Here is an 11986-nt window from a genome sequence, read left to right as displayed (position 1 = left end):
CTCCTTGGTACGCGGGCGGTCAGGCGGGGAACGGGGAGGGCGGCTTGGCGATGCCGGCCAGGCCGCCGTCGGGGACGGAGACCCCGCCGTCGAGCACCAGCGCCTGCCCGGTGAGGTAGGACGCGGCCGGCGAGGCGAGGAACAGCGCGGCGTGGGCGACTTCGTCCGGCTCCGCCCAGCGGCCCAGCGGAACGTGTGCGGTCAGCCAGTCCGACAGAGGTGCCAAGGAATAGGCGAAGGACGTCATGTCCGTCCGGGTCCAGCCGGGGCACAGGGCATTGACCCGGATGCCCTGGCGCGCCCAGCCCACCGCCAGGCTGCGGGCCAACGCGATCTGCGCCGCCTTGGAGGCGCCGTACGCCTCCATCCGCGGGGTGCCGACGACCGCGGCCAGCGAGGACATCAGCACCACGCTGGCCCGCGACGAACCGGTGAGGTGGGTGTGGGCCCGCCGGCACAGTGCCGCGGTGGCGTTGAGGTTGACCGACAGCACATGGTCCCAATCGGCCTGGTCGGACTCCTGGAGCGGCACCAGGGTGGGGGTGCCGTCCTCCTGGCAGGGCAGCACACCGGCGTTGTGGACCACGACGTCGAGTCCGCCGAGCGCGGCCGCCGCCTCGTCCACCACCGCCTCAGCGGCGCCCGGTTCGGCGAGGTCACCGGGAACGAGTACCGCGGGCCGCCCCTCGTCCTCCACCAGCGCGGCGGTCTCCTTGAGCGCGCCCCGGCTGCGCGCGGACAGCGCCAGGTCGGCACCGGCACGGGCGAGGGCCAGCGCGGTGGCCTTGCCGATGCCCCGGGAGGCGCCGGTGACCAGGGTGCGGGCACCGTCCAGCCGGAACGGGTCATGGTTCGTCGTCATGCGGAACTCCTTTGCCGTGCGTGGATCGGGAGGGAGGCGCTCACGCGTGGGTGCGGGCGGGCGCGATGCGGATGGTGGGCGCGCCGGTCCAGGTCAGCAGGGCGCTGCCCCAGGTCATCCCGGCGCCGAAGACGGCCAGCAGGATCCGGCCGCCGAGCGGCAGCCGTCCGGCGGCGGCGGCCCCGGCCAGGGCGTACGGGGCGCTGGCGGCACCGATGTTGCCGACCTCGTCGCCGACGATGATCAGCCGCCCGTCCGGGATGCCGATGCGCTCGCCGAGGTCGCGCAGCAGGACGGGGTTGGGCTGATGGGTGATGAACGCGTCGATGTCCGTCAGGCGCAGGCCGTTGCGGGTCAGGGTCTCGCGGACGAGCCGGGGGAAGACGTCGGCGATGAAGTCCCGGACCGCGCGGCCGTCCATGTGGACGTGGTGCCGGTGCGCGTCGAGGGTGGCGGGGCTGGCGGGGGCGCGGCTGCCGCCGGCCGGGATCAGCACGTGGTGGGCGCCGGTGCCGTCCGAGCCGAGGCGGAAGCCGCTGAAGCCGGCGCCGTCCTGGACGGGCCCCAGCACCGTGGCGGCCGCGCCGTCCGCGAAGAGCACCGCCGTGCCCCGGTCGGTGGGGTCGAGGAACTTCGAGTACGCCTCCACGCCGACGACTGCCGCGTAGCGGGCGCCGCCGCTGCCGCGCAGCCAGTCGTGCGCCACGCTGGCGGCGAACAGCCACCCGGCGCAGGCGGCACTGACGTCGAGGGCGACCGCGTTCCGGGCACCGGTCAGCGCCTGGATGCGGCAGGCGGTGGAGGGGCCCAGTTCGTCGGGGGTGGAGGTGGCGGCGATCAGCACGTCGAGCTGGTCGATGTCGATGCCGGCGGCGGCCACCGCGGCGCGGACCGCGCGCGCCGCCAGGTCGGATGCGGCCTGGTCGGCGGCGGCGACGTGCCGCGTGTGGACCCCGGTGCGCTGGGCGATCCACTCCGGGGTGACGCCGGCCTCGGCGGCGACGTCCTCGTTGCTGCGGGTGCCGTGCGGCAGGTAGGTGCCGGTGCCCAGGACACCGATGCGCGGGGCGGGGGAGGGAGAGGAGAACATGACGGCCTTTCCGGTCACCGGGCGAGATGGGCGTGGAGGGCGGCGGCGTAGTCGTCGGCGCCCAGCGGCGTATCGACTGCGCCCGGCGGCGCGCCCATCGCCTCCCACAGCAGGGGGAGTTGGGGCAGCAGGCGGTCGCAGAGGCCGTCGATCACCTCGGGCAGAGCGCGGACGGCGGCCGGCGCGAGTGTGCCCGCCGTCAGCAGTCCACCGGCCGACCGGCGCGCCGCCACGGCACCGTGCAGGGCCGCCAACGTCTCGATGACGAAACGGAGTTCGGGATCACGGACGGCTTCGACGGTGGCCGCGACCGCGTCCGCGACCAGCCGGGTGCCGTATGCCTCGCCGAGTTCGTGGGCCGTGGCCAGCAGTGGGTTCCACAGCGCCAGGCCGGTCAGGCCGGCCCGGGTGCGCTGCTGGACGGTGCGGTGCAGGTCGCTCCGCAACCGTGCCTCCTGGGCGCGGGCGACGGCCGGCCACCACCCGGAGTGGTTCGCAGGCGCGTCGGGCAGCGGCCCGGCCGGCCGGCCCTCGTCCGTCTCCTGGGCGAGCGCGCGCCCGGCGTCCAACAGGATCAACTGGCTGTCGCCGCCCGCGGTTTCGAAGGCGTCGGCGAAGCCGTGGTAGCCGTCGAGCCCGTTGGGGCCGAGGAATCCGGCGAGCCCGCAGCGGTGCCGGCACTCGCCGGCCACCCGGACGGCGCCGCGCACCGTGACCGCCTTGAGTGCCGCCAGCGGCCGGTCCACGACGGTCCACGGGGAGAAGGTCATTCCCTCCGTGCGTGGCGCGGGGGTGTGGCGGGCACCGGCGGCGCGCGAGCGGGCCCACAGGTCCTGCGCGCTCCGCCCGGCACAGGTCAGCGCGAACGACTCGGCCAGCGCCCCGAGCAGGGCGTGCTGCTGATTGCGCAGGTCCAGCACACGGGTGCCGGGTGCCAGCCGGCCGTGCGCCCGGCGGTGCGCGGAGAAGCGCAGCGCCTGCACGGAACACTGGCGGGCCACGGTGGCGACCGCCGAAGGCAGCGTCGCCCACAGGGCCTGGCCGACGGACAGGGTCCGCGCCAGCCGGGCGTCCTGCCCACCGAGCGGATCGTGGAAGCTGTGGTCCGCGTCGATGCGCGCCCCGTCGCGCAGCCACTGGCGGTACGGCACCCGGACGCTGTCGAACCGCACCAGCGCGTAATCCAGCGGCAGCGACGGCGCCTCGACGGTGGGCGAGACCGTCACACCAGGCAGCGGGCCCGCGTCGTCGGTGAGTTCCACCACGAACGAGAACACCCCGCGGTCGCTCCCGCCGGCCTGGACGCGGGCGCACACCACGGCCGTCTGCGGCACGCCGGACCCGCCGACACCGGAGAACTTCGCCGCGCCCGCCGACGGCGTGCTGAGCACGAACTCCCCGGTGGCCGGGTCGAATCGGGCGGTGGTCCGGGTGCCGAGGTGGCTGCTGGCGTCCCCGATCTCGGTCACCAGGAACACGCCCTTGGAGCGGCCGGCGGCCAGCGCGCGCCATGGCGCGCCGATTCCCGCCGGGTCGTCGGTCAGGGCCATGACGGACCCCAGGCACAGCACGTAGTGGTTGACGACGGTCATGTAGAGGGGCGGGTCGGCGAGCGCCGCGCACTCGCTGAGCACCGCCAGTTGCTCCGGATCGCGGAACAGCTCGGCGACCGTCGGCAGGTTGCCGGCGAGCAGCCGCAGCCGCCGGTGTACGCGGCGGGCGCGGTCCTCGGTGACGTCGGCGGAGTGTGTGCGGTCGGCGGCCAGGGCGGTCAGCAGGCGGTTGCGCAGTGCGGTGTGGGGGCCGGAACCGCCGATGAGGTCGGCCAGTTCACCGGGTGGCGTGGTGCGGGTGGTCATCGTGGTGGCTCCAGAGGGTGGTGCGTGAGGGGCGGGCGGCCGGGCCGGTTCCGGGCGGTGGCCAGGGGAAGGCGGCGTCGGCGAGCGGCGCGTGGGCGGTGGCCACGCCGGGTGGCAGGATCTGCCGGATGTTGCGGGTCAGGGCCTGGCCGGTGCCCGCCTCGACGAAGACGACACGGCCGCCGGATGCCGCCTGGCGGACCACCGGCGGCATCCGCACGGGGCGGACCAGGCAGTTGGCCATGCCCCGGTGGAGGTCGTCCCCGGGGCCGTAGCGTCCGCCGTGCACCGCGGAGAGGACCGGCAGCCGCGCCGGGCGTGCGGCGAGCGGCCCGATCGCGGCGGCGAAGGCGTCCGCGGGCCCGGTCAGCGCGGGGTGGTGGGAGGAGAACGGCAGCCGCAGCCGGGACGCCGGGACGCAACGCCGCGCGGCCTGCTCCTCCAGCGTCCACAGGCCAGGCAGCGGGCCGCTGACGATGGTCTCGCCGGGCCCGTTCACGCACGCCACCGCCAGATCGGCGCGACCGGCCGCGCGCAACAGCTCCCGCGCGATGTCCTCCCCGGCACCGATCAGCGTCATCCCCCCTTCACAGCAGGCGAGTTGACGCGCCAGCAGGCACGCGATCCGGGCGCCGTCGGCGAGCGTGAAGACCCCGGCTGCGGTGAGGGCGGCGATCTCGCCGAAGCTCACCCCGAGCACCTGGTCCGGGCCGAACCCGACGGAGCGCAGCGCGCGGTGCACGGCCACCGACGAGCAGAACAGGGCCAGTTGTAACGTTCCGACGGGCCGGGCCGCCAGCTCCCGTCCCGTGGGCGGATCCTCGCCCAGCATTTCCTTCGCCAAGGGCGGGATTCCGAATTCGGCGCCCACCTCATCGGTTTCTTCGAATACCTCGCGCACACCATTCCGCACAGCGGTATGCGCCCGAAGTGCCCGTACCAACGGGCTTATCGCGAAGTCACCCTGTCCAGGGAATACATGGACGATCTGCGGTGGTGCAAGGTCGTCATTCCCAGGGGTGACCACGGTATGGCCACGCATTTCTCCTACCCCATTTCCGGTGGCTTCCGGTCGATGTCATGTCATTCAACATCGGCTGCCGGGGTCATGTCCGCGATTTCCCGAACGGGACTGTTGAAGGGGGTGAAACCGCAGACCACGGGCCCGTATCAGGAGTGTGCTGAAGGTGACGTCATGGCGAATGCCCGGTACAACACCGCGTTCGCCGCCGGGAGTTTGCGGAACGGCGTCAGAAGTTGCCGCATGCGGCCCGCGGCCTGGTCCGCCGAGCCCGAGTGCAGCTGGGCGTAGTGGTCCAGAAAGGAATTCCAGGCGGCGCAGGCTTCTTCCACGTGCCCGAGCCCGACGAGGATTTCCGCGAGCTGGGCGTGGCTGAGCGCCATTCCCCGGTGGTCCGCCGTGGACCGGTGCGCCAGGGAGTTGGCCAGCGCGGTGCGCGCGGCCGGCAGGTCGCCCGTGTACCGGAGGGCCTCCGACTGCTGGAATTCCAAGGAACCGGGTGAGTACGCGGTGAAGGGCTCCGCGGTGCCGACACCCGCGCCCTTGGCCAGTGCGCCCTCGGCATCGGCCATCGACGCACGCGCCGACCGGTGCCGTCCGCAGGCCGCCTGCGCCACCGCGAGCTGGGACAGCAGGAACGCCCTGGCCGGGCCATCGGGCCCACCGCGGGTGGCGGCGGCCGCCGCCTCGGCAGCGTGCAGCGCGTTCTGCCGGTGTCCCAGCGCGAGCCCCTGGGCGCTGAGCCCGCGCAGGACGACGGCCCGCGCCGTCGCGTCCCCGGACTCGTCCGCGAGCCGCAGCGCGGTGGTGAAGTGCTGCTGGGCGAGGCCGTGGACGGAGGCGTCCTGGTGCATCCGCGCCAGCAGGAACGACAGCCGGGACGCCTCCACCAGCAGCCCTCGGCGCGGCGCGCCGTCGCCCTGCTCGCGGAGCAACGGCGCGATGTCATCCGCGAGGTACGCCGCCAGTGCCGAGCGCGTCCGCTGCCCGCCGTGCCCGTCGAAGGAGGCCGAGAAGAACCGCACTGCGAGCCGGACGACACCGAGGTCGCCGTCGGCGTCGAACGCTCCGTGCGGCGCCCTCGGCTCCGGGCCCGCGGACCGGGCCGACTGCGCCAACTCCGCCTCCCGGTACGGCAACAGCCGGGCGGCGGCCCGGCGCGCCGGATCGTTCTCCGTGCTGCACAGCTCGGTGAGCACGGCCCCTATCGGCGTGCTGAAGCCGGGGCGCCGACCGGCCGCGGGAGTGGCGGAGCCACCGGCGAGCCCCATGGTGGCCGGGGAGACCACGCGGCCCAGGCGGCGGGTGAACGCCTCGGCTATCAGCTCCGGTACCGGGGGCGCCGGGCGTGTTCCGCTGAGCCAGTGGGCAACGGCCGTTCGGTCGTAATTCAGGTCGAGATCGATTTCCGCGGCAAGGGCGTTGACCGCGCGCGCCAGCGCGGCCTGGGGCCAGCGGGCCTCGGCGAGCAAGGCCCGCAAGGTCTCGTTCCGGCGACGGGGCGGCGCCACTTACGGCTCCCGTCGCCGAGGCTCGGATTCCGGCCCGACGGTCAGGCCCGCGGTATTCGACGGAAATCCCCCTGCTCCACTGAGTGCGACGGGAGGAGTGGAACAGGGGAAACTGATGTGGCGAAGGAAGTTCATGGAGAGTGCTGTCCATTGCTGGGAATGCTGTTGAGTCTGCTGGATGTGTGACCACCGCCACCGCTCCGTGACGGTGTCTGCGGAATTCTTCCGGGGCGTCCTTACGGTGGCCGATAGGCACCCTTGCGAATCGTTCAGCCGTAGACAAGGGCCGTGCACCAAAGGAACCATGAATCGAGCCGAGGTGGAACGCCTGATCCCAGCGGGAAGCGTGAAAGTGTTGAAAGTCGCTGCTGTGACACCAGGTGCTCGCTGAGACTATCCGGCCTGACCAGTGAGCGAGGAACACAGCCCATGACGCCCCCGCGCCACCCCAACCGCATGCTGGCGGCCCTGTTGACCGAGGCCGACTGGACCGCCACCGACCTCGCCCGAGCCGTCAACGCTCTGGGCACCACAAGGGGACTGCGGCTGCGCTACGACCGCATCTCGGTGACCCGTTGGCTCAACGGAGCACGCCCCCGCCCTCCGGTCGTCCACCTGATAGGCCAGGTACTCAGCCACCGCCTCGGCCGCAGGATCACCCCCCGGGACACCGGGCTCACCGACCCCGCTGCCGCCGGCGCGTTGAGCGCCGTGCTGCGCGGCGGCGACCCGGTTCATCGCCTCGCGGCCCTCTGCCACGCCGACGCCGACCCCACCCGACGCGGAGCCCTCGCGCGGGCCGTTCGCGCCACCCCGCCCCCGGCGTTCACCAGGCGGGGCAGCCGGCCCGCGGAACTTCCTCCGGCCGACCCGGGCGCCCCCCAGGCGTCCGCCGCCGCCCCGGCACGGCTGGAGGCGGTGGCGATCCGCACCGCCCTCATGGGGGAGCGGTACGGCGGCGCCCACGGCCGTCCGGCGCTGGCCGGGTTTCTTGCCACGGGGGTGGTGCCGCTGCTGACCGCACCGGCCCGCCCCGCGGCCCGCCGCTCCCTGCTCACCGGTGCCGCCCAGCTCACGCTGCTGCTCGCCGGCCGCACCGGCGAGACCGGCCACCCGGCGCTCGCCCAGCACTACTACGACGTCGCCCTCGACCTCGCCCACGCCGCCGGCGAGACCGGCTCCTACGCGATCATCCTGCGCTGCCTGAGCGTGCAGGCGCACCAACTCGGCGATCACCACCGGGCCGTCGTCCTTGCCGAGGGAGCCGTCGATCTCGCCGGGGCCGCGGTGCCCCACGCCGTCCGTGCCTTCCTGCACACCGGGCGCGCGGTCGTCCGGGCCGGTGCCGGCCGGCACCGCGAGGCGGCTGCGGACCTGCTCACCGCCGAGAAGCACCTGGCGCGTGCCACGGGCCCGGAAGGCCCCTTCACCAGCTATCCGGAGACCGCCCTGCGCTACCAACGGGCCGAGGTGCTCTCGCGCCTGGGCGAGCACAAGTCGGCCCTGGGCGAGCTGGAGAACTCCCTGGCCTGCCGGCCCGTCGACCACCACAAGGCCCGCGCCCTGCTGCACGCCCAGCTCGCGCACACCCTGCTCGCCCTGCACGAGATCGACGCGGCGGTGGACCACTCCTTCCAGGCCCTGCGGCATCACCGGCAGTTGGCCGCGGGCTCCGCCCACGGCATGCTGCCTCACCTCGCCCGCCGTTTCGTGCCCTACCAAAGCAACCCGCACGTCAGGGACTTCCGGGAGTGTCTGCGGGTGACCGTGCGGTGAGCCCGGAGCCGGACGGCTCCTTGCCCCGGGAGCCGTCGCCGCACATGGTCGCTGTGCCGCACTCCTCCCCGTTGCCTTCCACCGGCACCGCAGGGAAGCCACCCAGCAGCACCATTGCCATGTCTACGGGATCGGTCATAACGCAATAAGTTGGACAGTCGGTCCAGCTTTCCATCCGGACGCGCCCCTCCTGCCGCACTCTTCACCCATAAGCACGAAGCCGCCCGTCTCGCCGGCCCTCGCCACCGGCGTGCCCTGCGCAGGCAGCACCACCCGGGCCCACCGCCAGGTCACCACCGACCCGGCGCCTCGGCATGAGACGGGGCGACGTATCGAACGGGGAGCGGTCGGCAGGCCCACCAGCTCCGCCCCGGCGCACCAGCCCCGCAGGAACGAAGACAAGCGACTGATCGGCCAGTTGAAGAGCTACTGGGCCGTGGCCACACGCTTCAACGAGAGGGCGCACGTCTTCCCCGGCACCGTGGCCGCAGCTGCCACGCCTCCGGCTCCACCCCTGACCCGCCGGACCGTCCCTAGCGCGTCCACATCCACATCTCCTCCATCAGCGAGGTGTATCCCTCGGTGTGGCGGACGCGGAAGACGGACATCTCCAGCCCGCTTCGGAGCCTGCGGCCGCAGTGATCGAGGACCAGTCCTCCCAGCATCCCCCAGTTGGTGAGGTGGGGTTCTTCGTCCAGGGAGAGGTCCTCGCGGTCTTCATCGGTCAGGTCGGCCGGGTCGATGCCGAGAGCGTCCAGGATGGTGTGAGGGTCGCCGTCGACGTGCCACGGGGTTTCGTAAGCGGGGAACCCGGAAGCGGAGAGCGCCGGACCGTCGGGAAGACAGATCACGTCCTCCGTGTGCGTCTCGCCGAAGTCGGGCGCAGCGGACCCCACGATCAGGGCACCGGGGTGGCGCTTGTGGAGGGCTGTGGCCTCATGCAGGACCGGGGTCATGCCGGCGTCGTAGGTGGCGAGGGCCGGATCGGATATGCGGGTCACGTGGCCCCAGCAGCCGATCGTGATCAGGTCCAGGTCTGAGAGCGTCTCCGCATACAGAGCCTCGGACGCGGGCATGGGAGGGAGTTCTTCCAGCACCGCGTCGACCGTAGGGAAGGCTTCGGCGAACGCGCGTGCCCGCACGCGGTCGTGAGGCGGCAACTCGGCGGTGCTCTCGGGCTGCGGCGGGTCCAGGAGGGTGAGGGTGTATTCGTCGGAGTTCGCACTCCGGACGACGGTCTCGGGCGGGCACGTCCAGAAAGAGTTGTCGGTCATGGCAGGCACCGTAGCGGCGACTACTGACATCGGTGCCTGACCTGCCCCTTGACGCCGCGTCACCGTGCTCGCCCCTCCGGCACGAGCCGGGCAGGAGTCATCGGACAAGCCTGGCAACTCCTGCCAGGTGATCGTGAATCGGGCCACTCCGTCAGGTTGTCCAGGCCGACGTCAGGTACTCGTGAGGATGACGAGTTGCTGGGTCGCCCGGGTCATCGCGACATAGCGGTCGACCGCTCCTTCCACGTCCTCGCCGAACGCCTCCGGGTCGACGAGGACGACCAGGTCGAACTCAAGGCCCTTCGACAGCTCCGGGGTCAGCGACCGGACGCGGGACGTCGCCCGGAATGTGGGATCGCCGATGACGCAGGCGATCCCGTCGGCATGCGCAGCGAGCCAGGTGTCGAGGACCGAGTCCAGATCCGCAACAGAGCCGTGCACGACGGGGATGCCACTGCTGCGGATGGAGACCGGCACATTGGCGTCCGGGAGCGCGGCCCTGATGACCAGCTCGGCTTCCGTCATGACCTCTTCCGGTGTGCGGTAGTTGATGCCCAGGGAGGCCACGCTGACCCGGTCGAGCCCGACCCGCTCAAGGCGTTCCTGCCACGACTCGGTGAACCCGTGCCTGGCCTGGGCGCGGTCCCCGACGATCGTGAAGCTCCGGGACGGGCAGCGGAGCAGCAGCATCTGCCACTCGGCGTCGGTCAGTTCCTGGGCCTCGTCCACGATGACGTGCGCGAACGGGCCGGCGAACAGGTCCGGTTCGGTGCCGGGCAGTGCGCTCTCGTCGATCAGGGTGTCCCGCAGGTCCTGTCCGTGCAGCATCCCCACCGCGCCCTCGCTCTCGTCGATCAGGACGTTCTGCAGCAGGCCATCGATGACGTCGGCCCTGCGCGCCCGTTCGGAGGCGACGGAGGCTGCGTGCCGGCGCTTGCGTGCCGACGCCTCCGGGTCGCCGAGCCGCTGCCGTGCCGCGTCCAGGAGCGGCAGGTCCGACACCGTCCATGCCTGGGCGTCCTCACGCTGCAGCGTGCGAACGTCGTCGGGGCCGAGCCGGGGAGCGCACTTGCGCAGGTAGGCGGGCACCGACCACAGATCTCCGACGAGGTCACTCGCTTCGAGCATCGGCCACGCGCGGTTGAGGGTCCTGATCAACTCCCGGTCCTGCAGCAGCGACCTCCGGAGCAGGTCGGGCGGGGCGTCACTGTCGTCCTTGTCCCTCAGGATCGTGAGCAGTTCCTCCCGGATCTGGTCACGCGCCTCGTTGTGCGGAGTACCGGGTTCCACTGCCTCGAACGCCGCTGCCCAGTCGTCGGCGCTCAGCCAGATGTCGGACCAGTGGCTCGAAACCGTCATCCCCGCGGTGGGCGGCTCCTCGTAGATGCCGACGGCCGGCTCGATCGCCTTCACCAGGTCCGCGGACGATTTCAGAAGAGCCACGCTCGGGTCGGTCTCGCCCGCTGCTCCGGCGCCCTCGGCCACGAGGTCCCGCAGGGTGCAGGTCTGCACACCCTCCTCACCGAGGCTGGGCAGGACGTCGGCGACGTAGGCCAGGTAGGGCCGGCTCGGGCCGACGAACAGCACGCCGCCCCGACGGTGACCGAGGCGGGGGTCGGAGTAGAGGAGGTGGGCGGCGCGGTGCAGAGCGACGACCGTCTTGCCCGTGCCGGGACCGCCGTCGACGACGAGAGCGCCGCGGGATCCCGCGCGGATGACGGCGTCCTGGTCGGCCTGGATGGTGGCGAGCACATCGCGCATCCGGGACGACCGGTTGCTGCCCAGACTCGCGATGAACGCGGACTGGTCGTCGAGCGCGGCGTGCCCTTCCAGCCCGTCGGCGGTGAACACTTCGTCCCAGTAGTCGCTGATCCGGCCGCGGGCCCAGCGATACCTGCGACGGCTCGCCAGACCCATCGGGTGGGCGTGGGTCGCCGCGAAGAACGGCTCGGCCGCGGGGGAGCGCCAGTCGAGCAGCAGCCGACGCCCCGCGCTGTCGGTGAGGCCGAGGCGTCCGATGTATACGGGCTCGGGGTTGTCCGTACGGACGATGTGTCCCAGGCACAGGTCCAGGCCGAAGCGGCGCAAGGCGCGCAGCCGACCGGTCAGCCGGTGGATCTCCGCGTCCCGGTCCATCGCCTGCCGGCCGATGCCGCCGGGCGCCCTGCGCTCCGCATCCAGACGGTCGGACAGTTCGGCGATCGTCTGCGCAAGGCTCTCTGCGAGGGCCGCGAAGTGCTGCTCGTCGCCGTCGATCAGCGCCGGGTCGGCCTTGGGGGAGAGGTGGTCGGGGAGGCCGAACGCGCTGGTGGTCAGGGGGTTCATGTCATCGGCTCCGGTCCGCGGTCGCGGCCGCGGGGCGCGCGCATATCTGCATCCCGGTGCCGAATGCCCGCACCCGCAGCGTGCGTCCTACCCCCGGTTCGACGCCACCGCACCACCCATAAACCGACAAGAACGCACGCACTTCGTGAATCTCCTATTTCTGCAGGTTCTGACCTGGGCCCGCGATTCTGCCCCAGGACCTGGGCCTTGCCGCAAGCCCCCCTGTGCGCTATAAGTTGAAAGTGGCAAGGAGTGGGTATTCCTCTTT

The 11986-nt window shown here is 72.5% G+C and carries 8 protein-coding genes; 1 reads left to right on the top strand and 7 read right to left on the bottom strand.

The annotated features are described in order from the left end of the window. Positions 1 to 19 precede the first annotated feature (19 nt). The 5 genes from LIU39_RS15795 to LIU39_RS15775 form a co-directional block, all read right to left on the bottom strand. Complete coding sequence (locus tag LIU39_RS15795) at positions 20 to 862, bottom strand: SDR family NAD(P)-dependent oxidoreductase (RefSeq protein WP_227047349.1); 843 nt, start codon at positions 860 to 862, stop codon at positions 20 to 22. 40 nt (positions 863 to 902) lie between these two features. Continuing rightward, positions 903 to 1952 carry a 3-oxoacyl-ACP synthase III family protein gene (locus LIU39_RS15790; RefSeq protein WP_227047348.1) on the bottom strand — a complete coding sequence of 350 codons (1050 nt, stop codon included), beginning with the start codon at positions 1950 to 1952 and terminating at the stop codon, positions 903 to 905. A 14-nt stretch (positions 1953 to 1966) separates the two neighbouring features. Further along, positions 1967 to 3811, bottom strand: a complete 1845-nt coding sequence (locus tag LIU39_RS15785; RefSeq protein ID WP_227047347.1) for an acyl-CoA dehydrogenase family protein — start codon at positions 3809 to 3811, stop codon at positions 1967 to 1969. Continuing rightward, the gene (locus LIU39_RS15780) at positions 3783 to 4682 is read right to left on the bottom strand and encodes an acyltransferase domain-containing protein (protein ID WP_227047346.1); all 900 of its coding nucleotides are present in this window, start codon (positions 4680 to 4682) and stop codon (positions 3783 to 3785) included. The genes LIU39_RS15785 and LIU39_RS15780 overlap by 29 nt, the downstream gene beginning before the upstream one ends. 299 nt (positions 4683 to 4981) lie before the next feature. Continuing rightward, positions 4982 to 6343: an NsdA family TPR-like regulatory protein gene (locus tag LIU39_RS15775; RefSeq protein WP_227047345.1), complete on the bottom strand. Its 1362-nt coding sequence runs from the start codon at positions 6341 to 6343 to the stop codon at positions 4982 to 4984. A 429-nt stretch (positions 6344 to 6772) separates the two neighbouring features. Here LIU39_RS15775 and LIU39_RS15770 point away from each other — a divergent pair, with 429 nt between their 5' ends. Beyond that, positions 6773 to 8119, top strand: a complete 1347-nt coding sequence (locus LIU39_RS15770) for an NsdA family TPR-like regulatory protein (protein WP_227047344.1) — start codon at positions 6773 to 6775, stop codon at positions 8117 to 8119. Between the two features lie 533 nt (positions 8120 to 8652). Here the strand turns inward: LIU39_RS15770 and LIU39_RS15760 are convergent. Continuing rightward, positions 8653 to 9393, bottom strand: a complete 741-nt coding sequence (locus LIU39_RS15760; RefSeq protein ID WP_227047343.1) for a DUF6333 family protein — start codon at positions 9391 to 9393, stop codon at positions 8653 to 8655. Positions 9394 to 9564: 171 nt separating this feature from the next. Beyond that, positions 9565 to 11718: an RNA polymerase recycling motor ATPase HelR gene (helR, locus tag LIU39_RS15755; RefSeq protein ID WP_227047342.1), complete on the bottom strand. Its 2154-nt coding sequence runs from the start codon at positions 11716 to 11718 to the stop codon at positions 9565 to 9567. Positions 11719 to 11986: the final 268 nt, after the last annotated feature.

The sequence above is a fragment of the Streptomyces pinistramenti genome (assembly GCF_020564935.1).
GTDB classification, from domain to species: Bacteria; Actinomycetota; Actinomycetes; order Streptomycetales; family Streptomycetaceae; genus Streptomyces; species Streptomyces pinistramenti.
The sequence above is the reverse complement of the archived record's forward strand: the minus strand, read 5'-3'. Positions and strand labels throughout refer to the sequence as shown.